Source organism: Amycolatopsis sp. NPDC004747 (assembly GCF_053601335.1).
On record NZ_JBSGBQ010000001.1, the window covers coordinates 30,092 to 54,574 of the forward strand.

General features: G+C 75.2%; 21 protein-coding genes. 9 read left to right on the forward strand and 12 right to left on the reverse strand.

Annotated features, from left to right (window positions below; translation table 11 throughout):
• The first annotated feature begins 35 nt into the window (after positions 1 to 35).
• Entirely contained in the window at positions 36 to 1,676 is a 1,641-nt protein-coding gene (locus tag ACWEGE_RS00145; RefSeq protein ID WP_449658237.1) for a PucR family transcriptional regulator, read from the forward strand.
• A gap of 34 nt (positions 1,677 to 1,710) precedes the next feature.
• Here ACWEGE_RS00145 and ACWEGE_RS00150 read toward each other — a convergent pair whose 3' ends face one another.
• Both ACWEGE_RS00150 and ACWEGE_RS00155 read right to left on the reverse strand, forming a co-directional pair.
• A complete protein-coding gene (locus ACWEGE_RS00150; RefSeq protein ID WP_449658238.1) occupies positions 1,711 to 2,910 on the reverse strand; it encodes a cysteine desulfurase-like protein in 1,200 nt (399 codons plus the stop codon).
• 82 nt (positions 2,911 to 2,992) lie between these two features.
• Positions 2,993 to 3,211: a hypothetical protein gene (locus ACWEGE_RS00155; RefSeq protein WP_449658239.1), complete on the reverse strand. Its 219-nt coding sequence runs from the start codon at positions 3,209 to 3,211 to the stop codon at positions 2,993 to 2,995.
• Positions 3,212 to 3,328: 117 nt separating this feature from the next.
• Between ACWEGE_RS00155 and ACWEGE_RS00160 the strand changes: the two genes are divergently transcribed.
• Positions 3,329 to 4,558, forward strand: a complete 1,230-nt coding sequence (locus ACWEGE_RS00160; protein WP_449658240.1) for a glycosyltransferase 87 family protein — start codon at positions 3,329 to 3,331, stop codon at positions 4,556 to 4,558.
• On the opposite strand, the gene ACWEGE_RS00165 is transcribed toward ACWEGE_RS00160, so the two are convergent.
• A complete protein-coding gene (locus tag ACWEGE_RS00165) occupies positions 4,509 to 4,943 on the reverse strand; it encodes a DUF4383 domain-containing protein (protein WP_449658241.1) in 435 nt (144 codons plus the stop codon). The two genes, ACWEGE_RS00160 and ACWEGE_RS00165, sit on opposite strands and share 50 nt — an antisense overlap.
• Positions 4,944 to 5,031: 88 nt before the next feature.
• Here ACWEGE_RS00165 and ACWEGE_RS00170 point away from each other — a divergent pair, with 88 nt between their 5' ends.
• Positions 5,032 to 5,493, forward strand: coding sequence for an SRPBCC family protein (locus ACWEGE_RS00170; protein WP_449658242.1), 462 nt, complete (start codon positions 5,032 to 5,034; stop codon positions 5,491 to 5,493).
• On the opposite strand, the gene ACWEGE_RS00175 is transcribed toward ACWEGE_RS00170, so the two are convergent.
• Complete coding sequence (locus tag ACWEGE_RS00175) at positions 5,463 to 6,662, reverse strand: FAD-dependent oxidoreductase (protein ID WP_449658243.1); 1,200 nt, start codon at positions 6,660 to 6,662, stop codon at positions 5,463 to 5,465. The two genes, ACWEGE_RS00170 and ACWEGE_RS00175, sit on opposite strands and share 31 nt — an antisense overlap.
• On the reverse strand, positions 6,659 to 7,099 hold the full coding sequence (locus tag ACWEGE_RS00180; protein WP_449658244.1) for a nitroreductase family deazaflavin-dependent oxidoreductase: 441 nt from the start codon (positions 7,097 to 7,099) through the stop codon (positions 6,659 to 6,661). The genes ACWEGE_RS00175 and ACWEGE_RS00180 overlap by 4 nt, the downstream gene beginning before the upstream one ends.
• Before the next feature lie 54 nt (positions 7,100 to 7,153).
• Between ACWEGE_RS00180 and ACWEGE_RS00185 the strand changes: the two genes are divergently transcribed.
• Together ACWEGE_RS00185 and ACWEGE_RS00190 are read left to right on the forward strand one after the other, a co-directional pair.
• Positions 7,154 to 7,612 (forward strand): MarR family winged helix-turn-helix transcriptional regulator, encoded by a 459-nt coding sequence (locus tag ACWEGE_RS00185; protein ID WP_449658245.1) that lies wholly within the window; start codon positions 7,154 to 7,156, stop codon positions 7,610 to 7,612.
• 10 nt (positions 7,613 to 7,622) lie between these two features.
• Complete coding sequence (locus ACWEGE_RS00190; RefSeq protein WP_449658246.1) at positions 7,623 to 9,119, forward strand: cryptochrome/photolyase family protein; 1,497 nt, start codon at positions 7,623 to 7,625, stop codon at positions 9,117 to 9,119.
• Positions 9,120 to 9,131: 12 nt separating this feature from the next.
• On the opposite strand, the gene ACWEGE_RS00195 is transcribed toward ACWEGE_RS00190, so the two are convergent.
• The 4 genes from ACWEGE_RS00195 to ACWEGE_RS00210 are packed head-to-tail and all read right to left on the reverse strand — an operon-like array spanning position 9,132 to position 17,725.
• The gene (locus ACWEGE_RS00195; protein WP_449658247.1) at positions 9,132 to 10,583 is read right to left on the reverse strand and encodes an MFS transporter; all 1,452 of its coding nucleotides are present in this window, start codon (positions 10,581 to 10,583) and stop codon (positions 9,132 to 9,134) included.
• The gene (locus tag ACWEGE_RS00200) at positions 10,574 to 15,346 is read right to left on the reverse strand and encodes a beta-ketoacyl synthase N-terminal-like domain-containing protein (RefSeq protein ID WP_449658248.1); all 4,773 of its coding nucleotides are present in this window, start codon (positions 15,344 to 15,346) and stop codon (positions 10,574 to 10,576) included. Before ACWEGE_RS00200 ends, ACWEGE_RS00195 begins: the two co-directional genes overlap by 10 nt.
• Positions 15,343 to 17,052, reverse strand: coding sequence for a fatty acyl-AMP ligase (locus tag ACWEGE_RS00205; protein WP_449658249.1), 1,710 nt, complete (start codon positions 17,050 to 17,052; stop codon positions 15,343 to 15,345). Before ACWEGE_RS00205 ends, ACWEGE_RS00200 begins: the two co-directional genes overlap by 4 nt.
• A 13-nt stretch (positions 17,053 to 17,065) precedes the next feature.
• Complete coding sequence (locus ACWEGE_RS00210; protein ID WP_449658250.1) at positions 17,066 to 17,725, reverse strand: hypothetical protein; 660 nt, start codon at positions 17,723 to 17,725, stop codon at positions 17,066 to 17,068.
• Between the two features lie 387 nt (positions 17,726 to 18,112).
• Between ACWEGE_RS00210 and ACWEGE_RS00215 the strand changes: the two genes are divergently transcribed.
• From ACWEGE_RS00215 to ACWEGE_RS00225, 3 genes are all read left to right on the forward strand, one after another.
• A complete protein-coding gene (locus ACWEGE_RS00215) occupies positions 18,113 to 19,108 on the forward strand; it encodes an alpha/beta hydrolase (protein ID WP_449658251.1) in 996 nt (331 codons plus the stop codon).
• Positions 19,105 to 19,935, forward strand: a complete 831-nt coding sequence (locus ACWEGE_RS00220) for an SDR family NAD(P)-dependent oxidoreductase (RefSeq protein WP_449658252.1) — start codon at positions 19,105 to 19,107, stop codon at positions 19,933 to 19,935. Before ACWEGE_RS00215 ends, ACWEGE_RS00220 begins: the two co-directional genes overlap by 4 nt.
• Positions 19,936 to 20,008: 73 nt before the next feature.
• Positions 20,009 to 21,217: a glycosyltransferase gene (locus tag ACWEGE_RS00225; RefSeq protein WP_449658253.1), complete on the forward strand. Its 1,209-nt coding sequence runs from the start codon at positions 20,009 to 20,011 to the stop codon at positions 21,215 to 21,217.
• Positions 21,218 to 21,241: 24 nt separating this feature from the next.
• On the opposite strand, the gene ACWEGE_RS00230 is transcribed toward ACWEGE_RS00225, so the two are convergent.
• On the reverse strand, positions 21,242 to 22,231 hold the full coding sequence (locus tag ACWEGE_RS00230; protein ID WP_449658254.1) for a YdcF family protein: 990 nt from the start codon (positions 22,229 to 22,231) through the stop codon (positions 21,242 to 21,244).
• 67 nt (positions 22,232 to 22,298) lie between these two features.
• Here ACWEGE_RS00230 and ACWEGE_RS00235 point away from each other — a divergent pair, with 67 nt between their 5' ends.
• Positions 22,299 to 22,682, forward strand: a complete 384-nt coding sequence (locus ACWEGE_RS00235) for a DNA polymerase ligase N-terminal domain-containing protein (RefSeq protein ID WP_449658255.1) — start codon at positions 22,299 to 22,301, stop codon at positions 22,680 to 22,682.
• 106 nt (positions 22,683 to 22,788) lie between these two features.
• On the opposite strand, the gene ACWEGE_RS00240 is transcribed toward ACWEGE_RS00235, so the two are convergent.
• Together ACWEGE_RS00240 and ACWEGE_RS00245 are read right to left on the reverse strand one after the other, a co-directional pair.
• A complete protein-coding gene (locus ACWEGE_RS00240; protein WP_449658256.1) occupies positions 22,789 to 23,484 on the reverse strand; it encodes a DUF998 domain-containing protein in 696 nt (231 codons plus the stop codon).
• A gap of 110 nt (positions 23,485 to 23,594) precedes the next feature.
• Complete coding sequence (locus tag ACWEGE_RS00245; RefSeq protein ID WP_449658257.1) at positions 23,595 to 24,461, reverse strand: NAD(+)/NADH kinase; 867 nt, start codon at positions 24,459 to 24,461, stop codon at positions 23,595 to 23,597.
• Positions 24,462 to 24,483: the final 22 nt, after the last annotated feature.

A 24,483-nucleotide genomic window follows, 5' to 3' on the forward strand; every position in this document is an offset into this window, starting at 1 on the left:
AACTAGGCTGGGGGCGTCGCGCCTAGCTTCAGGAGGTGCTCGTTTCCGTGAACCTGCGCCCGCACGCCGGCCTCGGCCGGGTCCTCGACGACCTGGGCGGCACGCTCCTGGACCTCGTCCTCGGCGACGGCGAACGCCCGGGCGGCATCGGCGGCGTCGCCATCCACGATCCGCTCGACGAGCCCGCGCTGCCGCAGAACGCCCTGGTGCTGGGGGTCGGCCTCGCCGACCCGGAGGACGTCGTGCGGCAGCTGCGGACGCTGGCCCGCCACGACGCGGCCGGGCTCGTGCTGCGCGCCCCGGTCACCGTGACCGCCGCGGTTTCCGCCGCCGTCGAGGAGACCGGCGTCGCCCTGCTGGGCCTCGCCCGGGGCGCGTCCTGGGCCCAGCTCGCCGCGATGCTGCGGTCGCTGCTGGCCGAGGGGGACGTCGGCGACGCCCAGCCGGAGACGCTGGCCGGGCTGCCGTCGGGTGACCTGTTCGCCGCGGCCAACGCGATCGCCGCGCTGATCGACGCGCCTGTCACCATCGAGGACCGGCGCTCCCGCGTGCTGGCGTTCTCCGGACGTCAGGACGAAGCCGACCCTTCGCGCGTCGAGACCATCCTGGGCAGGCAGGTGCCCGAGCGGTTCGCCCGCATGCTCGCCGAGCGCGGCGTGTTCCGCGACCTCTACCGCAGCGACGAGCCGGTCTACGTGCACCTGTCGCCGGAGAACCCGGAAGGCATCTTGGTCCCGCGGGTGGCGGTCGCGGTCCGGGCCGGCGACGAGGTCCTCGGCTCGATCTGGGCCGCGGTGCGCGAACCGCTGACCCCCGACCGGACGCAGGCCCTCCGCGACGCCGCCCGGGTGGTGGCCCTGCACCTGCTGCGCGTGCGGGCGGGTGCCGACGTCGAACGGCGGCTGCGCGCGGACCTGCTGAGCACGGCCCTCGAAGGCGGGGCCGGCGCACGCGAGGCACTGAGCCGGCTCGGGCTGGCCGACCAGCCGGTCGTCGTGCTGGCGCTGGCGGTGCTGGGGTCCGGAGCCGCCGACGCCGAGCTCGCCGCCGACCGGCAGCGGCTCAGCGACGGGCTGGCGATGCACCTGAGCGCGGTCCACCCGCGGTGCGCCGCCGCGCTCGTCGGCGACACGGCGTACGGGCTGGTACCGGTGACCCGCGACACCGACGCCGAGCGGCGCGCCCTGCGGATCGCCAAGGACTTCCTGGACCGGGTCGGCGACCGCGTCCGCGCGGTGGTGGGCATCGGCCCGGTGGCGCGCAACGCGGCCGAGCTGCCGGAAGCCCGCGGCAGCGCCGACCGGGCGTTGCGCGTGCTCCGGTCAGGCAGCGGCGCCGGCCGGCGCGTCGCGCTGCTGGGGGACGTGCACGTCGAGGCCCTGCTGCTGGAGCTGCAGGACCTGGTGGCCGCGCGCGGCGACCGCCCGACCGGCGCGGTGGCCCGCCTCCTCGACTACGACGCCCAGCACCACGCCCACCTGGTGGAGACGCTCCGGGCCTGGCTGGACGCGTTCGGCGACGTCATCGCGGCCTCCGCGGCGGTCCACGTCCACCCGAACACCTTCCGCTACCGCCTGCGCCGCCTCACCGAGGTCGGCGGCTTCGACGTGACGGACCCGGAGGCGAGGTTCGCGGCGATGCTCCAGCTCCGCGTGGTGGCCCCACCACCCTCCTGACCCGTGAGCAGAGAGCCGGCCACGCAACCGGCGCTCAGTCCCGCGGCAGGGATGCCACTCCGGCCAGCAGGCGGTCCACGTCGTCTTCGGTGGTGTACGGCGCGATGCCCGCCCGGACCGCTCCCGCGTCACCGAGCCCCAGGCGCCGTGAACACTCGATCGCGTAGAAACTCCCCGCCGGAGCGTTCACGCCCTGCGCACCGAGGTGCTCGTACACCGCCTGCGACGCGACGCCCTCCACCGAGAACAGCACCGTCGGTGTCCGGTGCCGCTCGGGCGCCCCGTACCGCGTAACCCCCGGCAAGGCAGCCAGCCCGCCGTCGAGCCGGGCCAGCAGCGCGTTCTCGTGCGCCTCCAGCGCCGTCATCGACGCCGCCAGCCGGGACCGGCGGGAGCCCGTCCCCGGGACCAGCCCGGCGAGGAAGCCGATCGCCGCGGTCGTTCCGGCGAGCAGCTCGTACGGCAGCGTGCCCAGCTCGAAGCGCTCCGGCACCGCGTTCGTCGACGGCAGCAGCTTGTCCGGGTGCAGCGTCTCGAGCAACGACGGCGCCGCCGCGACCACGCCCAGGTGCGGCCCGAGGAACTTGTACGGCGAGCACGCGTAGAAATCGGCCCCCAGCTCCGTGATGTCCACCAGGGCGTGCGGGGTCAGGTGGACGCCGTCGACGTACAGCAGCGCGCCCGCCCGGTGCACCTGGGCCGCGATCGCCGGGATGTCCGGGCGGGTGCCGAGCAGGTTCGAGGCCGCGGTCACCGCGACCAGCCGCGTCCGCTCCGACAGCAGCCCGGCGACCGGGGCCGGCTCGCCGGTGGCCGGGTCGAAGTCGAGCCAGCGGACCGCCGCGCCGGCCGCCGCCGCGGCCTGGACCCACGGGCGGATGTTCGCGTCGTGGTCGAGGCGGGTCACGACGACTTCGTCGCCCGGGCCCCACTTCTGGGCCAGCGTCCGGGAGAAGTCGTACGTCAGCTGCGTCATGCTGCGGCCGAAGACGACGCCCGCCGGGTCGGCGGCGAGCAGGTCGGCGACGGCGAGCCGGGCTTCGGCGACGACCTCGCTCGCCCGGCGCTCGGCCGCCGTGACGACGCCGCGGTTGGCGATCGCCGCGCACAGCGTCCCGGCCACCGCTTCCCCGACCACGCGGGGGACCTGCGAGCCGCCCGGTCCGTCGAAGTGGGCGGCGCCGCCGTCGAGGGCCGGGAAGTGCGCTCGAATGGTCTGAACGTCGTAGGTCACGGCGCCAGCATGCCCAACGCGTGCCGTCCGCCTCAAGATCCCCGCGGCGGACGGCGGCGGGCGGCGCCGAACGGCCGTGACCTCAGCGGTTGCGGGGGTGCTGACGCGCCTGGCGCTCGTTGCCGTGCTTGTAGTTGCCGGTCACCCGGGCCATCAGCAGCTGCTGGTCGTCACCCCGGTCCACCGCGGCCAGGAACCGGGCGGCCGCGGCCCCGCGCAGCGTGCCCGCCGGACGGCCGTGGTGGGTGATGGTCACCGTGCCGCGTTCGTCGCGGTAGGCGAAGCCCTGCGGTGTCCCCATCCGCCCAGGGTGGCACGCGCGGCAACCGGTTTTCCCGGGGGCGGCTCGGGGGTTTCCCGGATGGTGCCCGGGCCGGGACCCGACAGAATGCGGGGGGTGACCGGAGGGGGAGCAGGGGTGCGGGCCAAGCTGGGGAACAAGTACGTGCTGTTCGGCGCGCAGGTGCTGGTGCTGGTGGCGCTGCTCGTGTCGTACAACGGCGGCCGCTGGCGGTTCCCGGCCTACCGGGTCGACCTGGACGTCTACCGGCTCGGCTCGGCGGCGTTGCTGCACGGCGAGGCCCTGTACGGCACGCTGCCGCCGACCGGCGACGGCCAGTTGCTGCTCTTCACCTACCCGCCGTTCGCGGCGATCCTGCTGGCCCCGCTGGCCGTGCTGCCGTACTGGGCCGCCTGCCTGACGCTCACCCTGCTCACGCTCGGCGTGCTGGCGGTGGTCCTGGTGACGGTGCTGCGCGCGCTCGGCGCGCGCTGTGACTGGCCGCGCGTGGCGGTGCTGCTGCTGGCCGCCGAGGTGCTGGAGCCGGTGCTGCGCACGCTGTACGCCGGGCAGCTCGACCTGCTGCTGCTCGCGCTGGTGGTGCTGGACGTCCTGGTGGACGACCCGCGCCTGCCACGCGGCCTGCTGATCGGGCTCGCCGCCGCTATCAAGCTGACGCCCGCGGTCTTCCTGCTGTACTTCCTGTTCCGCCGCGACACCCGGGCCGCGGTGACCGCCGTGGTGACGTTCCTGGCCGCGACGGCGCTGGGCTTCCTGCTCGCCGGTGCGGACTCGGTGCGGTACTGGACGAGCGCGCTGTGGGACACCGGCCGCGTCGGCGAGCCGACCTACGCCGGCGACCAGTCGCTGCTCGGGCTGCTGGCCAGGGCCGGCGTGCCGGTCCAGGCGCGGACGGCGTGGTGGCTGCCGCTGGTGGCGGTGGTGCTCGTGCTGACGGCGTGGGGTGTGCGGCGCGCGCTGAACGCGGGGGAGCCGGTGATCGCGCTCGGCCTCAACGCGGTGGGCGGGCTGCTGGTCTCCCCGATCTCCTGGACCCACCACTGGGTCTGGGCCGTGGTCGTCCTGCTCGGCTGGGCCGAACTGGCCCGCCGGACCCGGCGGCGGGGGTTCGCCGTCCTGGCCGGGACGGGCGCGGTGCTCTTCGTCGCGGGGCCGCAGTGGTGGTGGCCGCGCGGCGGGGAAGCCGAACGGCACTGGAACTTCGTCCAGCAGCTGACCGGCAACGGCTATGTCCTTTTCGGACTCGCGGTGCTGCTCACGGCGGTGCTGGTGCGGTTCCCGCGGCGGGACGACCTCGTCAGCGTTGCCGGGCCGGTCCGCGCCGGAGCCAGCCCGCTCCCAGGATGAGCATCGCGGTGCCGAGTGCCAGGTCGAGGCAGATGCCCGCGGTGTTCAGCGGCAGCGCTTCGGTGATCGCGGACGGCAGCGGGAGCAGCCCGGCGAAGCCGACCACGACGTAGCAGACACCGGCGGCGACCAGGAACCGCGCGGCCCAGCGCGAGGAGCGGGTGCAGAACACGGCGGTGGCGCCGGTCAGCAGGTGGACCAGGGTCCACACCCCGGACACGGCGAGCACGCCGAACAGCACGCGCGGGCCGCCGCCGGCCGGGACCCCGGCCATCAGCTCCAGCGCGGCGAGGACGAGGAACAGCAGGCCGATCAGCATGCCCATGCCCTGCACGGGGGCGGGGCCCCGCCGGGGCGCCCTGGTCTCGGGGTCGGTGGCCGTCATGCCTTCGGGGTTCCCCGCCCGAACCCTTTTAATGCACCGCATCACGGGTATCCGCGGACGAACCGGACCGCCGAGGAGGAGACCCACGATGACCGAGTACCGCCACCGCGCGACCGCCGACATCCCCGCCGACGAGCTGTTCGCGTTCCTGAGCCACCCGGAGAACCTGCCCCGGTACTTCCCGGAGATGAAGGTCGCCGAGCCGAAGGGCGGGGACAGCGTCCACGTCGAGGCCGAGGTGCACGGCGAGCGCGTCGCCGGCGAGGCGTGGCTGCACACCGACCCGGCGACCCGGTCGCTGACCTGGGGCGCCGAAGGCCCGGACGACTACCACGGCGAGCTGCGCATCCGCGACGACGGCCCGGCGTCCTCGGAGATCACCGTGACCCTGCACAGCGTCCGCGAAGCCGACGGGGGCGAAGTCCAGCAGGGCCTGGAGCGCACGGTCGCGGCGATGACGCACGCCGCGTCCGCCGACGCCGACGTCGAGGCGGCCGAAGGCCAGGGCGGCTGGACCTCCTACGACGACAAGAGGGACACGTCGAGCTGAGGCGGGAACGGCCCGTAGGCGTTGCCGCGGGCGCCGCGGGTGCGCACCGCCGGCAGCGCGAAGAGGTACTTGAGCAGCTTGGGGGGCGCGGTGCCGCGGCCGCGGGCCCGTGCGGCGGCCGCCCGCCGTTCGACCCGCACCTGGTCGGCCTGCACCCGTTCGATCGCGCGGATCCGGTCGGCTTGGACGGCCGCCAGGTCCGCGGTCGTGACGCCGCCGCGGCGGAAGGCCGGGACCAGCCGGTTCGCCGCGGCGACGGCGTCCTGCACCGCCATCAGGATGCCGTTGCCACCGACCGGGGAGATGACGTGGGCGGCGTCGCCGAGCAGCAGCAGGCCCGGCCGGTACCAGCGGTCCACCCGGGAGATGTCCACCGACAGCAGCGTGGTCTGCGCGAAATCCGTGAGCAGGTGGGCCCGGTCGGCCAGCCACGGCACGCGCTCGCGCACGAACGCGCGGATCGGCTCGACCCCGCGTTCGCGCAAGGCCGGGTACGAGCCCTTCTCGATGCTGTAGCCGACCTGCCAGTCGCGGACGCCGCCGAGGACGCCGATGTAGGCGTCACGCCCGAAGTAGAGGTCGAGGTCCGCGTCCGGCGGGTCGCCGGGGGAGCGGGGCAGGCGGAACCAGAGCAGGTCGGTGGTCGCGCCGAGCGGCCGGGCTTCGAGCCCGGCCAGGCGCCGGACCGTGGAGAACCGGCCGTCGGCGCCGACGACGACGGACGCGGCGAGCTCGCCGCCGCGGTGGCGGACGCCGGTCACCGTGCCGTCGGCGTCTTCGAGCAGGCCGGTCACCTTCGCGCCGGTCCGCAGCGTGAACGTCGGCAGCTCGCCGGCCCGGTCGGCGAGGAAGTCGAGGAACCGCACCTGCGGCATCAGCGCGATGTAGCCGAACGGCGTCCGGAGGCGGTCGTAGTCGGCGGCGCGGTAGACGCCGTGCGGGGTGTGGAAGCGGAACGAGCGGGCCTTGAAGTGGTCGAGTTCCAGCAGGTCGCCGGCCAGGCCGAGGCGGTCGAGCAGCTCGAGGGTGTAGGGGTGCAGCGAATCGCCGCGGAAGTCGCGGTCGAAGTCCGCCCGTGACTCGAGCACGGTGACTTCGATCCCGGCGCGGGCCAGGAGATAGCCGAGCAGCAGCCCGCCGGGCCCGCCGCCGGCGATCGCGACGCTCACGGCGTGTCCCTCGCGGTCAGCCGGAACACCGCCATGCCGGGCAGGTGCTCGAGGATCTGCGCGGGGGTCGCGTCCTGGGGCACGGGGAAGGCCCGGATCGCCCACGGCACCGACATCGCGGCCAGGTAGGTGGCGACCACTGCGGCCGCTTCCTCGCCGGCTTCGCCGGCCCGCCGGTCTTCGCGGCGGCCCTCGGAGAGCAGCGCGCACTCCGGCGTGGCCAGGAGGTTCTCCACCCAGTCCCGGTCGCGCACGGGGGAGACGAGGTAGTGGCCGCCGTCGTGCGCGACCACGGCCAGCGGCACGCGCCGCGGCTCGCCGGTGCGGCGGCCGCGCGTCTCGACGACGCGCAACGCGTACCCGCCTTCCGGCGGTGCTTCGCCGGGGGCGTCGATGAGTTTGGCGGTCATTTCGGCGTTCATCGCTCGGACGTCCACGGGCTCCACGGTAGCAAAACTAGCTAGATTGTCTAGCTAACCTAGAATGACCAGGTGGAAGACAGTCCTGTCGCGCTCCGCGTGAACCTCGCCCTGCGCGAGCTGCTCGCGCTGGCCCACGACGTCCAGGTCGCCCTGGCCCGGCGGCTCGGCCTGGGCGCGACCGACGTGCAGGCGCTGCAGCACCTGGCGGCCGGCACGCCGATGGGCACGGTCGACCTCGCGCACGCGCTGAAGATCCGCTCCGCGTCGGCGACGGTGCTGGTCGACCGCCTGGAAGCCGCCGGCCACGTCCGCCGCGACCCGCACCCGCGCGACGGGCGGCGGGTCACCCTCGTCGTCAGCGAGGCGGCCCGGGTCGAGGTCCGGGCCGCACTGGCCCCGCTCGTCGGCGCCATCACCCGGTTGACGGACGCCTTGCCGCCGGAGCAGGCCGAGGTCGTCGCCCGGTTCCTCGGCGACACCACGGAGGTCCTCCGTGCTTACGCTGCGGAGCCGCCGGAAGCGGGTTAGCGTTCCGCGCATGCGAGACGAGCCCGCGCTGTGGCTGTTCGCCGACCAGCTGGGGCCGCACTTCCACAGCACGCCCGAGCACCGCGGACGCGACGTGCTGCTGATCCGGTCGGCCGCGGCCTTCGCCGCGAAACCGTTCCACCGGCAGAAGCTGCACCTGGTCCAGGCCGCGCTGCACCGGCTGGCCGCCGACCTCGGCGACCGCGTCACCCTGATCGACGCCCCCGACTACCGCACCGGGCTGCGCCGCTTCGGGCGGCCGGTCGTGGTCCACGAGCCGACGTCGCACGCGGCCGACGCCTTCGTCCGGCGGCTGCGCGACGAAGGCGTCGTCACGGACATCCGGCCCACGCCCGGGTTCGTGTTGTCCAAAGAGGACTTCTCGGCGTGGGCGGCCGGCCGGACCCGGTTCGTCATGGAGGACTTCTACCGCGACCAGCGACGGAAGTTCGGCGTGCTGCTCGAAGCCGACGGCGAGCCGGAAGGCGGGCACTGGAACTACGACTACGACAACCGGCAGCCACCGCCGAAGACCACCCGGCTCGGTGTCCCGGCCCCGTGGCACCCGCGCGAGAACGAGATCGACGAGCGGGTCCGCGCCGAACTCGACGCGGCCGAGCGCGCCGGGAAGATCCACCCGGTCGGCGTGGACGGGCCGCGGCAGTTCGCCGTCGGGCACGAGGAGGCGCTCCGGGCGCTGCGCCGGTTCCTCGACCACCGGCTGTCCTCGTTCGGCCCGCACCAGGACGCGATGCTCACCCACGACTGGGCGATGGCGCACGCGCTCCTTTCGGTGCCCCTGAACCTCGGGCTGCTCGACCCGCGTGACGTCGTGCGCCGGGCCGAGGAGCGGTACCGGGCGGGGGAGGCGCCGCTGAGCAGCGTCGAAGGGTTCGTCCGGCAGGTGCTCGGCTGGCGCGAATGGGTGTGGCACCTCTACTGGCACCAGGGACCCGGCTACCTGCGCCGCAACGCGTTGCGGGCCCACCGCGAGCTGCCGGCGTGGTGGCGGACCCTGGACGCCGACGCGGTCGAGGCGGCGTGCCTGCGCACCGCGCTGGCCGGGGTCCGCGACCGCGGCTACGCCCACCACATCGAACGCCTCATGGTGCTCGGCAACCACGGGCTGCAGCGCGGCTACGACCCGGCCGCGCTGAACCGCTGGTTCGCCACGGCGTTCGTCGACGGCTTCCCCTGGGTGATGCCGGCCAACGTGATCGGCATGAGCCAGTACGCCGACGGCGGGATCGTCGCGACCAAGCCGTACGCCGCCGGGGGTGCCTACCTCAACCGGATGAGCGACCACTGCGGCGGCTGCGTCTTCGACCCGAAGAAGCGGACGGGGCCGGACGCGTGCCCGTTCACGGCGGGGTACTGGGCGTTCCTGGACCGGAACGCCGAGCGGCTGCGCGGCAACCACCGGATGCGGCAGCCCCTGAGCGGACTCGAGCGGCTCGCCGATCGCGCCGAAGTCGTCGCCCAGGAAGCCCGGCGCGAGCAGTTCTGATCGTATAACGACCTATACGGCACCTCTGCGGAGCGAAACCACTGTGGCCACGACGAAAAGCCCGCACGCGACGGCCGCGGCCACCTCGACGCTCGCCGTGCAGGCCGCGCGGGCCGCGGCGAGCAGTTCGGCACCGGCCGCCAAGCCGCCGGACGCGGCTTCGGCCTGCGCGGGACCGGCCGAAGCCAGCCGGGCCGCCGCGTCCGGCACACCGGGCGGCACGGCGAGGCGAGCCGCGTAGACGGCGGCCGCGAGCGAGCCGAACGCGGTCGTGCCGAGGCCCGCGCCCAGTTCGTAGCCGGTCTTCTCGACGGCCGCCGCGCCGCCGGCCCGGTCGGGTGGGGCGGCGGTCAGGAGCGTGTCGGTGCTCGACGTCAACGCGAGAGCCATGCCCAGACCCGACCCCGCGAGCGCGCCGCCGAGCCACCACGGCGACGGCAGGCCACCCGCCGCCGGGACGGCCAGAGAGGCCGCCGCCAGTGCGAATCCCGCCGTGCGGACGCGGGCGTTGCCGAAGCGTTCCAGCAGCGCCGGCGCCACCACACTGCCCACCGCCGACGCGCCGAGCACGAGCAGCAGCCGGGTCGCCGCCGCGACCGGGGAGAGCCCGAGCACCACCTGCAGGTACTGGGCGAGCAGCAGACCGAGCCCGACCAGCGTGCTCATCACCAGCAGCACGCCGGCGGCCGCGCCGGGCACCCCTGGCCGCCGGAACAGGGCGAGGTCCAGCAGGGGTGTCTCCGCCCGCCGCTGGCGGCGCACGAAGAGGCCGAGAAGGACGCCGCCGGCCGCCCCCGCCGCGAAGCCGCCCCCCGACGGCCCGACGGCGGCGGCGATCCCGAGCACCCCGCCGGCCGCGAGCAGCGCGCTGAGCGCGTCCCACGGCTCGCGCCCGGGCGGGCTCCGCGGCAGCCACCGCGGCGCCGCGGCCACCGCGGCCAGGATGACCGGCGGGTTGACCAGGAACGTCGCCCGCCAGCCCCACGCTTCGACGAGCAGGCCGCCGAGGACCGGCCCGAACACCGAGCCGGTCCCGGCGATGCCGCTGCACACCGCGATCGCCGTGCGGCGCTGACGGCGATCGGGGAACATCTCCCGCAGCAGCGACATCGTCACCGGCATGATCAGGGCGCCGCCGACGCCGAGCGCCGCACGGGCCGCCAGCAGAGCCGGGACACCGGGGGCCAGGGCACAGGCGAGTGACGCCGTCCCGAACACCGCGTAGCCGGTGACGAGCACGCGCCGCCGTCCGAAGCGGTCGCCCAGGGTGCCGCACGGCAGGAGCAGCGGGGCGGCGGTGAGCGGGTAGATCGCCACGATCCAGACCTGGGCGGCCGCGCCGGGCCGCAGCTGCCGGACGAGGTCGGGCAGCGCGACGTGCAGCACGGTCGCGTCCACCGCGACCAGGAAGAGGCCGGCGCCGAGCACGGTGAGCGGCGGCCAGGTCCGGACGGTCACGGCCACAGCAGGTCCGAAAGGTGCCGTGCGACGACGTCGACGTGCGGCGGGTCGACGATCGAAAGGTGGTGTGCCGGAACGGGGACGATTTCCAGCCGCGGGCACAGCTCGGCCCACCCGGCGGCGAGGTCGGTGCGGGAGTAGCGCGGTTCCATCGCGAGCCCGGCGGCGTACGGTTCGGTGGCCCGGTAGAGGACCACGCGGCCGTCGTAGGGCCGCGGTGTCCCGCGTTCGGCGGCCAGGGTGTCCAAAAAGGACTGCCGCTGGTGCCGGAGCACGCCGGGGCTCAGCAGCCCGGCTTCGGCGACCCGGCGCATGGTGAGCTCGATCTGCGCTTCTTCGGGCAGGGGCGCGAGTTCGTCGTGGCCGAGCCGGACGGCCCGGCCGTAGGTGCCTTCGACGTAGCCGGTGAAGCGCAGGAACCGCCGGGCCGACGACGCCCGCGGATCGAGGTCCGGCTCGGGCAGCGGCAGCATGGTGTCGAGGAGCGCGACGAGCTCGACGGGTTCGCCTTCTTCGGCGAGCCGGGTGGCGAGGCCGTAGGCGAGGGCGCCGCCGAAGGACCAGCCCGCGAGCCGGTAGGGCCCGTGGGGCAGGCGGGCCCGGACGAGGGGCAGGAGCCGTTCGACGCGGTCCTCGATACCGGCGCCGGGCACGCGTTCGAAGCCGACGCAGGGAACGCCGGCGGGGAGGCGGTCGAGCAGCGGGCGGTAGGCGGTGCAGGTGCTGCCGCCGGGGTGGAACAGCAGGAGCGGGGCGGTGCCGGCGTCGCCGGGGTTGAGGAGGTGGACGGGACCGCGTTCTTCGCGCGTGTCGAGCACGGCCCTGGCGACCTCGGCGACGGCGGCGAGGGAGTCGTGGCGGAGGAGGTCGGCCGGGTCGACGGGGGTGCCGAGTTCGGCGGTGAGGCCGTCGGCGAGCAGCCGGGCGAGCTGCTGCGGTTCTCCGGCACTGGTCAGCCGGACGTGCGGCCTGGCGGCGTCGGTGCCGGTGTGCTCCCGCCAGAGCCGCAGGACGAGGCGGTCGGCGGCGTCCCAGGCGCGCCCGCGGGCCGGGGGTTCGTCGCCGCGGGGTGCGAGGTCCCGGTTGAGGTCGGCGAGGGTGGCCCCGCGGAGAACGGCGGCGGGATCGGGATCGGTGCCGAGCTCCCGCCGGACGGCTTCGCGGATCCGGTTCGCCATGAGCGAGTCGAGCCCGAGGTCGACGAGCGGGACGTGGGGATCGAGGCGCTCGGGGGAGAGCCCCATGATCGCGGCGACGATCCGGGCGAGCCGGTCGCCCGAAGTGGCCTCGGCCGCGGTTTGGGGTCGGGAGCCTTCGCCGGGTTCCGCGGCGGCGGTCGCCGCGGCTGAAGGTGGGGCGGCCGCGATGACTGTGGGCCGGGAGGTTTCGGCCGGTTCGGTGGCGGCGGTGCTCGCGGTCGGGGGCGGGGCGGCTTGGCGTGGCGTGGCCGCGGACCGGCGGGTTCCGCCCGGTTCCGGTGGTGCAGCGTGCCCGCTGTGGTCCGCGTCGGTGTACCAGTGTCGCTCGTGGCGCCAGGGCATGGGCGGCACGTCCGTGAGCCGGGCGTCGTCGTCCGGGGTGGTCAGCGTGATGCGCGTCCCCGCGCAGTACAGCGTCGCCGCCGCTGCCGCGAACGCGCGGACTTCGTCCTGGCCGCGGCGGAGCGTGCCCGTCACCACCGCGTCCGCGATTCCGGCCGCTTCGAGGGTGCGGGCCAGCGAGCCCCGCAGGATCGGGTGCGGGGAGATCTCCACGAACACGCGGTGCCCGTCCGAGGCCGCCGCGGTGACCGCCTGGCGGAACCGCACCGGGCGGCGCAGGTGGGCGGCCCAGTAGCCCGCGTCGAAGTCCGGGAGCTCGCGCGGATCGGTCAGCACGGTGTCGTACCAGGGCACCAGCGGCCGCCGTCCGCCCAGCTCGGCGAGCGCGTCACGCAGGGCGCCGAGGACCGGCTCGACCCCGGCCGAATGCCCGGCCACCCCGACCGGCAGCCGCCGCGCGCTGCGGCCGGCGGCCTCCAGTTCCGCGACGAGCCGGTCGAGCACCTCGGCGTCCCCGGCCACGGTGACCTGGCCCGGCGCGGAGTCCACGGCGAGCTCGACACCCGCGTGGGCGGCGAGTTCGCCCGGAGTCAGTTCCACCGCGGCCATCGCGCCGCCCGCCCGGACGGTGCCGAGCAGGCGAGCGCGGGTGGCGACGAGGTGGACGGCCTCGTCGGCGGTCAGCGCCCCACCCACGACGGCGGCGGCCGCGGACCCCAGCGAGTGCCCGAGGACGGCCGCGGGCCGCACCCCGAGCGACTCCCACCGGGCGGCCAGCGCGACCTGCGTCCCGAAGATCGCCAGCTGCGTTTCCGCCAGCGACCCCGCGGCGGCGCCGGTGAGCAGCGAGCGCAGCGATCGCCCCGCGTGCTCGGTGAACGGATCGCCGAGCTTGTCGACCTGGGCGGCGAAGACGGGCTCGGCGGCCAGCAGCCGGCGGCCCATCCCGGCCCACTGCGACCCGTGCCCGGAGAAGACGAAGACGGGACCTTCCCCACCGGCGGCGGCACCGCTGAAGGCCCCGGCGGGCAACGGATCGGCCCGCTCCCCGACGGCCCGCAGCAGCGCGGCGAGCTCCCGGTGATCCCCGGCGACGAAGGCGGCCCGGTGCGGGCCGGAGTTGTCGCGCCGGAAGAGGGTGTGGGTGACGTCGGCGAGCGAACTCCGCCGCCCGGCGGGGGAGTCCAGCCAAGCGGCCAGCTGGGCGGCCCGCTCGGCGAGGCGGTCACGGGTCCGGGCGGAGAGCAGGCCGATCCGGACCCCGCCGCCTGCGGCCGGTTCCCCGCCACCCGGGCCCGTCGCGGCGGCGGGGGGCTGGCCGGTGGTCGCCGGGTTGCCGGCGAGGTGCCTGCCGCTTCCGGTCGGTCGGTCGTCGCCGCGGCTCGTCGCGGCAGCGAGGGGCTGGCCGGTGGTCGCGTGGTTGCGGGCGGGGCGCCCACCGGCTCCGGTCGGTCGGTCGTCGCCTCGGCTCGTTGCGGCGGCGAGGGGTTGCCCGGTGGTCGCCGGGTTGCCGGCGAGGTGCCCGCCGCTTCCGGTCGGTCGATCGCCACCCGGGCCCGCCCCGGCGGCGAGGGGTTGCCCGGCGGTGCGTCCACCGGCTCCGGCCGGTCGGTCACCACCCCGGCCCGCCGCGGCGGCGAAAGGCGGCCGATCGGTCGCCTGACTGCCGCCGTACCCCGCCCGGCGCGCGCCGGACCCATCACCCACGTGGGCCGGCGGCGCCGGTTCCTCCAGCACCACGTGCGCGTTCGTCCCGCCGAACCCGAACGCCGACACCCCCGCCGTCGCGCGGCCGGACAGGCGGGGCCACCGCGTCGGCTCCGTCACCACCTTCAACCCCAGCGCGCCGAACGCGATGTGCGGGTTCGGTGCCGCGAAGTGCAGCTGGGGCGGCAGTGTTCCGTGCCGCATCGCCAGCACCACCTTGATCAACCCGGCGATGCCCGCCGCCGCCTCGGCGTGGGCGATGTTCGTCTTCACCGAGCCGATCAGCAGGGGTGTCTCCGAAGCCCGCCCCGTGCCCAGCACCGCACCCAGCGCCCCGGCCTCGATCGGGTCGCCCAGCAGCGTCCCCGTCCCGTGCGCCTCCACGTAGTCCACAGTGGATGGGTCGGTGCCGCGGTACGCCTCCCGCAGCATCGCCTGCTGCGCCAGCGGGTTCGGCGCCGCCAGGCCGTTCGACCGGCCGTCGGAGTTGACCACCGAGGCGCGGATCACCGCCAGCACCCGGTCGCCGTCGCACTCGGCGTCCGCCAGGCGCTTGAGCACCACGACGCCGCATCCCTCGGCCCGCGCGATGCCGTCCGCGGCCGCCGAGAACGCCTTGCAGCGGCCGTCGCCCGCGAGCAGGCCCGCCGCCGCGAACGCCGCCGCCGGGCCCGGGAGCAGCATCAGGTTGACCCCCGCCGCCAGCGCCAGGTCCGCGTCGCCGTCGCGCAGGGCGCGCACCGCGTGGTGCACCGCGACCAGCGAAGACGAGCACGCCGTGTCCACCGCCATGCTCGGCCCGCGCAGGTCGTAGACGTACGACAGCCGGTTGGCCGCGATGCTGCCCGCCGCGCCCGTGGCCGTCCACAGGTCCGGCTCGCCGCCGGTCATCGTGAGGTGGCCGTAGTCGTGGGTGGCGATCCCGGTGAACACGCCGGTCCGGCTGCCGCGCAGCGACGACGGCGCGATCCCGGCGTCCTCCAGCGCCGCCCACGTGACCTCCAGGAGCATCCGCTGCTGCGGGTCCATCGTCGCCGCTTCGCGCGGGGTGATGCCGAAGTGCTCGGCGTCGAACCCGGCGACGTCGTCGAGGAACCCGCCGAGCACCGGCGCCGCGTCGGCGTCCCAGCGGCCGGCCGGTGCGGTGCGGACGGCGTCCCGCCCGCTGCTCAGCAGGTCCCAGAACTCGGCGGGCCCGTCCGCACCCGGGAACCGGCAGCCCAGGCCGACGACAGCGACCGGGTCGGGACGACGGCGGTCCGTGCTCCGCGGAACCTCCGGCTCGACGGCACCGGTCAGGCTGCGGACGAGGTGGTCGATGGTCGGGCTTTCCCACAGCAGGGTCGGCGGCAGCCGACGGCCGAGCCGTTCCTCGAGGTCGGCGGCGATGCCGACGGCCTGGCGGGAGGACAGGCCGTAGTCGCCGAGCGGGTGGTCGGGCTCGGCCGTGACGCCGGTGTGCTCGGCGACGGTGGCCAGGAGCCAGCGGCGCAGGGCTTCGGTGGTCGGCTCGCTCATCGCACCAGTGCCTTTCCGTAGTCGCCGGCGAGGTAGCGGTCGCGGCAGGCACCGCGGGCGATCTTGCCGCTGGACGTGCGCGGGACCCGCCCGGGCGGCACCAGGAGCACCTCCCGCAGCGCGAGGCCGTGGGCGTCGGAGAGCAGCCGCCGGATCGCCGCGGCCAGCGCCCGCTCGGCGGGTTCGGCCAGGTCCGCGTGGCCGCGGTGTTCGGCGACCACGACGACGGCTTCGGTGTCGGTGCCCGCGACGGCGAAGGCGGCGACGCTGCCGGGGCGGATCCCGGGGTCGGCCGACGCGGCGGTCGCTTCGACGTCCTGCGGGTAGTGGTTGCGCCCGTCGACGATGATCAGGTCCTTGATCCGGCCCGCGATGTAGAGCTCGCCGTCGTGGCGGACGCCGAGGTCGCCGGTCCGCAGCCAGCGCCGTCCGTCGCCGGTCACCCGGGCGCCGAACGTTTCGGCGCTCTCCAAGGGTTTTTGCCAGTACCCGTCGCCGACGTTGGGCCCGTGCACCCAGATTTCGCCGACCGAGCCGTCGGGCAGCGCGACGGCGGTTTCCGGGTCGACGATGGCGACGAGCTGCCCGGCCGGGGTGCCGCACGCGACGAGCCGGACGCCGTCCCCGGCCGGTCGCGCGGTACCGGTCGCGAGCGCGTCGCGGTCGAACGTGGTGACGCGCGGGGCCGCGGCGGGGCCGGTGGTGACGAACACGGTGGCCTCGGCCAGCCCGTACGCCGGGCGGGTCAGCTCGGGGCGGTAGCCGGCGGGGGCGAAGGCGGTGTGGAACCGGTCGAGGACGTCCGGGTTGATCGGCTCCGCGCCGTTGACGATCGCGGCGACGCGGCCCAGCCGCAGCCGTGCGCGGTCGGCCTCGCGGATCCGGGTCGCGCAGTAGTGGAAGGCGAAGTTCGGGGCCGCGCTCCAGCTGCCCGCGTGGTCGCCGAGCAGTTCGAGCCAGCGGACCGGCCGCTCGACGAAGGCCAGCGGGTCCATCAGCACCGACCGCAGGCCCAGCGCCAGTGGCGTGAGCAGGCCGAGGACGAGACCCATGTCGTGGAACAGCGGCAGCCACGAGACCGTGGTGGCGGTGGCCGGGTCGAGGCCGAGGCCGCGCACCGCCTGGCCGACGTTGGCGAGCACGTTCGCGTGGGTCAGCACCACGCCGGCCGGGCTGCGGGTCGATCCGGACGTGTACTGCAGGTACGCCACGTCGTCCGGGGCCGCGGCGGGCGCGGGCCACGTCCGCGCCGGTTCCGGCCGGTCGACCGCGACGACGACGGCGTCGGCGTCTCGGCCGAGGAACGCTTCGACACCCGACCGGGCGGCGGCGGTGGTCACGACGGCCGACGGCGCGCAGTCGGCGAGAACCGCGGCGAGCCGTCCCGCGTGCCCGGGCAGGCCCGGGTCGAACAGCGGCACCGCGATCGCGCCCGCGGCGATCGCGGCGAGGAACCCGACGACGTAGTCCGGGCCCTGCGGGCACAGCACGGCGACCCGGTCACCCGGCGACACCGGCAGCGCGCCCGCGGCGGCGTCGACGCGCTCGGCCAGCTGCCGCCAGGTGAGGCTGCGGCGCCGTCCCGCGGGGTCGGCGGCGAAGTCGGCGAAGGTGAGGGCGGGGGTGTCGGGGGTGGTCGCCGCCCAGTGGCGCAGGCACGCGGTCAGGGTGTCGCCGCCGACCGCCGGGAAGTTCTCGTGGGACATGGGGGTCTCCTTGCTAGCGGCCCAGCCGGGGCGCGGCGTGCTGCCACGCGGCGACGGCGAGGGCGTCGAGGTCGAGGTCGGTCGCTCCGGCGTCGCGGAGCAGGACCAGCACGCCGCCGGCGGCGATGGCGACGGTGCGCAGGCGCAGGCCGGGCCGGGTCTCCGGCCGGCCGGGCAGGGTGAGGACCTGCTGGTAGGAAAGGGATTGGGCGCCGGGAACGGCGGGTCCGGTCCCGACGGTGATGATCGACTCGGCCGGCAGGTCCTGGTCGTCGGTCGTGACGCGCGCGCAGCCGCGGGCCTGCGCGGCCCAGGCGGTGAGGTCGGGCGGCTGCGGGGTGCGCGCGACCAGTTCGGACAGCTGCCCGCCCGGTACCGCCGCCTGAAAGCCCTGGCCCGTGGCCGCGCCGGGGCGCAGGAGCCGGCCGTGGACGACGTCGGTGCACTCTTCGGCGGCGCTGCGGTCCTGAGTGGACAGTGCGGTGGCGACGTCGAACACCTCGCGCGCGGCCGGACGGCCGGGGATCGCCTCGGCGGGCAGCAGTGCGGACGGCGGCACCGCGGGTGGGGCGGCAGCCGGGACCGCCGCGGCCGGTTTTGCGGGAGAAATGGTGACCAGTGCGGCCGCGGCGATCAGGAGCGCGGCCGGGGGAAAGCGAATTCGGGCAGCCATGAAAAACCCTTCCGGGAGTATTCTCGAGGGAGGTGCGGCCCCTGCGCCGGAACCCTTCGCCGGGGACGCGTCGAGCGACGTCCGATCCCGGCGGCACGGCGAAGGCTACGCCGGGAAATCGGTTGCCGGAAGCACCTCAAGATGCCGTAAACATCTCCGTGTACAGCGTGTGAGCTGCCGAATTGCAGGTTACTGACGAGTTCGGTCCCGGGTTGTGGCACGGGCGTGCGAGAGTGGTCACGCTGTGCGACTGTCGGCTCACCCGTACGGGGGAGTTTGTTTTCCCGGAATTCACATTGTCCGCTCACATCGTGGACAGGACAATTGCGCTCGCGAGCTCGATTCCTTTAGCTTGGCGGCACCTTCGACGACCGGGAAAGGAAACGCATGCACCCTTTTGTGAGGTGGTCCACGGCCCTGGTGGCCGCGATGTGCGTGCTGCCCGGCACCGCCGCCCCGGCCACGGCCGGGGTGCCGGACGCCCGCGCCGACGACGGCTCGCACGTCGTCGCCCAGACCATTGTGGACGGTGATGCCCGGGTGCTCGACCTGACCGTGCGCTCGGCCGGCGTCGGGGCGTACGCGATGGTGCGGCTGATCCTGCCGGAGCACTGGGCGGACCGGCGCTGGCCGTCGATCTACCTGCTGGCCGGCGAGACCCGGCTGCAGGACTACCGCGGCTGGAGCGCGAACACCGACGTCCGGCAGCTCGCCGACGACGCCGGGGTCCTGGTCGTCATGCCCGGCTCGGGAACCGCCGGGTTCTTCAGCGACTGGTGGAACTACGGCAAGGACATCGCGCTCAACCAGTGGGAGACGTTCACCGCCGTCGAACTGCCGCAGCTGATCGACCGCGGCTACCGCGGGGACGGCCGGCGCGCGGCCGCGGGGCTGTCCCTCGGCGGGTACGGCGCGTTCGAACTGGCCGCGCGGCGCCCGGGCGTGTTCCGGTACGCGGCCTCCTTCAGCGGCAACCTCAACCCGTCCGGACCGGACGGCGAACTCCTGACCAGCGCGATCGTCGCCTCGGCGCACCTCGACCCGGAGGCGTTGTGGGGCGACCGGCGCCGGGAGGCCGCGCGCTGGGAGGCGCACGACCCGCTGGTGAACGCGGACCGCCTGCGCGGCACCGAGCTGTACCTCTCGGCGGGCAACGGGCTGCCGGGCCCGCTCGACGCCAAGCTGCCGATCGACGTCCTGCCCGGCGCGATGCTCCTGGAGTTCCTCTGCGGCGCCCAGACCACGGCGATGGCCGGACGGCTGCGCGAGCTCGGCGTCCCGGTGACGGCCGATCTCTACGGGCCGGGTACGCACCAGTGGGCGTATTGGCAGGAGCAGCTGCACAAGACGTGGCCGCGGATGCTGCGGGTGCTGGCGTCGTGAAACCGTCCTATGTGGTCACCGGGGCGGCGGGCGGGATCGGCCGGGCGTGCGTGGCGGAGCTGGTCCGGCGGGGCGCCCACGTGTGGGCGACCGTGCGGGCGGACGCGGACGAAGCGGACCTCGGCCGCGCGTACGGCGACGCGGTCACGGTGCTGCGGATGGACCTGCGCGACGAGGACTCGATCGCCCGGTGCGGAGCGCGCGTCGCGGCGGCCGGGCAGGTGCGGGGCCTGGTGAACAACGCGGGGCTGGCGCGGCCGGGGCCGCTCGAACACGTGCCGCTGGCGGCGTTCCGGGAGCAGCTGGAGGTGAACGTCACGGGCCAGCTGGCGGTGACCCGCGCGATGCTGCCGTCGCTGCGGCGCGCGGAATCGGCGCGGGTGGTGACGATCGGTTCGATCGGCGGCCGGATCGCGGGGCCGATGGTCGGGCCGTACCACACGTCGAAGTTCGCGCTGGTCGGCTTGACCGACAGCCTGCGCGCGGAGCTGGCCCCGGAGGGGATCCGGGTGGTCCTGGTCGAGCCGGGAGCGGTGGCGACGCCGATCTGGCCCCGAGCCCGCGCGGCGGCCGAGCAGGTCCGGGCGGGCCTGTCGCCGGCGGCGCTGGAGCGGTACGGCCCCCAGCTGGAGGCGGCGGAACGCAGCGCGGCCCGCTCGGCACGCACGGGAGTACCTCCACGCCGCGCGGCCGAGACGGTGGTGCGTGCGTTGACGGCACGCCACCCGGCACCGCGCTACCTGGTGGGCCCGGACGCCCGGTTGGCGGCGGTCTTGGCGAGCTTGCCGTTCCGCCTGAGGTACCACCTGACGGCGGCGAAGCGATGAGGGGCCGTTCCGCCGGTGGGTGGCCGAGTCCGCCGGAGGATCTCCCCGGCTGCCCCGTCGTCGGAGCAAAGCGATGAGGCGCCTGGTCGTGGTGGTCGCGCCGGGCTCGCGCGGCGACGTCCAACCGTGCGTCGCCCTCGGCCGTGGCCTTGCCGCCCAAGGCGATCGGGTCCGCATCCTCGCCGCCCCCGCGTTCCGGGGGCTGGTCGAATCCCATCGCCTGGGGTTCGCGCCCCTCTCCGCGGACCCCACCGCCCTCCTCGGCTCGGCCGTCGGGCAAGCGTGGACCGGCGGCAGGCGGTTCCTCTCCGGGGTGCGGGCCGTCCTCCGCCCGGTGCTCGACCGGCTCCTCGCCGACGTCCACGCCGGTGCCGCCGGGGCCGACCTCGTGCTGGCCCCGTCGCTCGGCTTCCTCGGCGCGCACCTGGGCGCCCACCTCGGTGTCCCCGACGTCGAACTGCACTACCAGCCCAGCGTGCCGACGCGCGCCTTCGCCCACCCGCTCCTGCCCCAGGCCACCCGGCTCGGCCCGTGGGGACGGCAGCTCAGCTTCACCGCCGTCGACGCCCTCGCCTGGCAGGTCCTCCGGCCGGAAATCGACCGCTGGCGCGTCGAAACCCTCGGCCTGCCGAAGGCCGGGCCACGGGGACCGCGGCGCCGGGCGGCCGTGCTGTGCGGGTTCTCCGACGCCGTCGTGCCGCGGCCGCCGGACTGGCCCGCCCGCGTGCACGTCACCGGCTACTGGTTCCTCGACACCGCACCTCCGCCCGGCGACCCGCGGCTGCGCGACTTCCTCGCCGCGGGACCGCCGCCGGTGTACGTCGGTTTCGGCAGCATGCAGCCCGCCGCCGCCGAGAGGACGTTCGACGTCGTCCGCACGGCGTTGCGCCGGGCCGGGCTGCGGGGCGTCCTCGGCACCGGAGCCGAGGACGATGACCTGTTGGTCGTCGCGGACGTGCCGCACGAGTGGCTGTTCCCGCGCGTCGCCGCCGTCGTGCACCACGGTGGCGCCGGCACCACTGCCACCGGGCTGCGGGCCGGGGTGCCGTCGCTCGTCTGCCCCGTCTTCTCCGACCAGCCCTACTGGGGCGACCGGGTGTCGCGGCTGAGCGCGGGCCCGAAACCGCTGCCGCTGAGGCATTTCGACGTAGCAACCCTGGCCGCGCGGCTCCGGGAGCTGACCGAAAATCCGCTGTTCCGTCGCGGCGCACAGTATGTCGGCGCGCGTCTGCGAGCCGAGGACGGCGTGGCCCGCGCCTGCTCGCTGCTGCGTGCGGGGTGAGCGGTCACGCGCTCGACCGGCCGGTCAGGCCAAGACCGTCAGCAGGAGGCCCACACCGATGATCACGGCGCACGCCGCGATCGTCGTCCGGCGGTAGTGCAGGACCAGCGCCGCGAACTCGCGCAGCAGGGCGCTCGGCAGGAAGTACCGGGCCGTCGGCGCGCCCTTCGCCTGGAACGGCAGGCCGAGCCGACGGCACTCCACCGCGGCCCGGAACACGTGGTAGTTGCTGGTCACCGCGACCACGCGCCGCGCGCCGGCGGGCAGCAGCGCGGCCGAGAACCGGAGGTTCTCTTCGGTGGTGCGGGCCTGGTCCTCACGCCGGATGTGCTCCTCGGGGACGCCGCGGTCCCGGAGGTAGCCGTGCATCGCCTCGGCTTCGGTGACCGTCTCGCCCGGGCCGCGCCCGCCGGAGACGACCAGCAGCGGCGGCGTCGCCTCGCGGGCGTGGAGCCGGATCGCGCGGTCGAGCCGCCCGGCCAGCAGGGGCGGCACGCGCTCGCCGTCGAGGCCGCAGCCGAGCACGATGACCGCGTCGAACCCGCTGCGGCGCCCGATCCGGCTGTACACCACGGAATAGACCAGCAGCGACAGGAACAGGAACCCGAAGTAGCCGGCCAGCACGGCCGCGATCGCCACGAGCGCCGAACCCCACCGGCCGAGCGGCGCGAAAGCCAGCGCCTCCAGCGTGACCAGCCCGGCGCCGAGGCCGAGCGACAGCAGGTTGCCGGCGCTGCGCCCTTCCCGCCGCCACATCAGGACGCCGTTGGCGATCAGCGCAGCCGGCAGCACCAGGGCGACGAGCACGGCCACGACGCCGAGCAGCCCCAGCAGCACCGGTGTCAGCCACTCCAGGTGCAGGGCCGCGCGCAGCAGCCACAGCGCGGTCAGCAGCAGCGCGACGCCGAGCCACACGGCGTTCCCCAGCCGCCGCGGCTCGCGCGCCAGCCGGACGGCGAACACGACGAGCGCCACCCCCGCGGCGACCGGCAGCACCGTCCCGGCGACGTCCACCCGGCCTCCCTGGATTCCCCCTGCGGGCTCCAACCTAGCCGGGCCGGGTTCTGGCATCGTGACGGAGGTGATCGACCGGCGACCGGCCTTCGTCCTGCACGAGCACTTCCGCCCGCGGCACCACTTCGACCTGCGGCTGGAGGAGGACGGCGTGCTGCGGTCGTGGGCGGTCCCGCGCGGCCTCCCGCCGGATCCCGGCGCCGACCGGCTCGCCGTGGCCGTGCCCGACCACGCCCTCGACCACCTCGCCTACGAGGACGAGACGAAGAAGATCGCCGACACCGGTTGGTGGGAAGAGCACGACCGGACGGCCAAGCGCATCCTGTTCACCCTGCACGGCCGGGCGGGCGCGGTGCGGTACGCCCTGATCCGCACCACCCGCGACTGGCTCCTGCACCGCACCCGCGACCAGCCGGGCGGCGACCAGGTTCGCGCACCGGAACTCGCGTGATCAGGCCCGGAACTCGCGTGATTGGAGCCGGAACTCGCGAGTTCCGGCTCCAATCACGCCGGAGACGGCCCCGATCACGCGAGGTACGGCTTCCGGCCGGGCTCGATCAGGCAGGCGAGGCGGCCGGGCGGAACCGGACGCCGGTCGGCATCGCCCGGTGCGCCCAGTACCCCAGCACGCCCAGCAGCGCGATCTCCAGCAGCATCATCAACCGTTCCACCAGGCCGGTCGCCACCGTCGGCAGGTGGCCGCCGAGCACGACGTTCACCGCGAACGGGACGATGAACGGCAGGTAGAACGGGATCGCCGCCAGGGCCAGCCGCCGGGACCAGGTGGCGAACCGCCGCCAGCGCGGGTCGTCGCGGTGGCGGCGGCCCATCGCCCAGCCGACGACCGGCAGGCTCAGGCACGTCACCGCCGAGGCGTACAGGTGGATCTTGCCCGTCGCGGTGATCGCGCCACCCTGCGGATCCTTCGCGAACACCGCGACCGCCAGGAGGCTCACGCACCACAGCGCCTTCGCCGCCACCAGCGCCGGGTTGGCCAGCAGGCCACGGCGGTAGAGCGCGACCAGCAGCAGGGCGGACCCGCTGCTGGTGAGCAGCAGCGCGCCGTCCCACAGCAGGCGGCCCTGGCTCAGCGCGTAGTCGCTGAGCATCGTGCTGACCGGGTCGAGCGGGGCGAGGCGGCGATCGACGTGCAGCACGGCGAGCAGCACGACGGCGCCGGCGAAGGCGGCGAGCGCTCCGGGCACGAGCAAGCGGTCGCGCAGGCGGGGACGGACGGGTGCGGGACACAGCATGTGGGGAAACACTCCGGGACGGTTCGGCTGGTTCAGGCGCAGGCGCGGACGCTACCCGTGACCTTTCCGTGACCATTGCCGACGCGCCCGAGCTGTGACGCAGGACACCGTCAGTGGTCGCCGTCCTGCGGGATCTCGGCCGAGTCCGTGAGCCGCAGCTTGCGCCGCGCCCGCTGGTAGAACGTCGTCATCCCGAGCCGGACCACGCGCGCCGCGCTCGGCCGGGCGCGCAGGTCGAGCCGTTCGCCGGGGGAGACGTACCCCTCGACCTGGCCGTCGACCTCCACCGCGAGCCTGCCGCTGGTCGGCAGCAGCTCCAAGGTGACTTCGTCGTGCACCGAGAGCACCACGCCCCGGCTGTACGCCGAGTGCGGCGCCGCCGGCGTCACCAGCAGCGCCTCCACCGACGGGCTGGTGATCGGGCCGCCCGCCGAGAAGCTGTACGCCGTCGAGCCGGTCGGCGTCGCCACCACCACCGCGTCCGCCGAGTAGCTCACGAACTGCTGGCCGCCGACCCGGACCGCGACCACCGCGCTGCCGTCGCCGGGCACCCGCACCACCGCGATGTCGTTGAACGCGGTGATCCGGCGCCCCTGCAGCACCGCGTCCACGGCCAGCCGCGGCTCCACCGTGAACTGGTGGTCGTCGATGGCGGAGAGCGCGCCGGGCAGGTCGGGGACGTCGACCTCGGCGAGGAAGCCGAGCTTGCCGAGGTTCACCCCGAGCACCGGCGCGCGCTGCCCGTCGGCCAGCCGCATGGCCCGCAGCATCGTGCCGTCGCCGCCCAGGCTGACCAGCAGGTCGGCCCGGCGCCCGAGCTCTTCGGCGGACACCCCCTCCGCGGCGCAGTTCAGCCGGACGATCTCGTCGGCGATGCCGAGGATCTCGATGTTCCGGTTGCCCGCCCAGCCGAGCACGGCTTCGACGGCGGCCGCGGAGTCGCGGCGGGGGTGCAGCACGAGTCCCGCGGAGTGCATGTCAGCGGTCCCGGAGGGACGA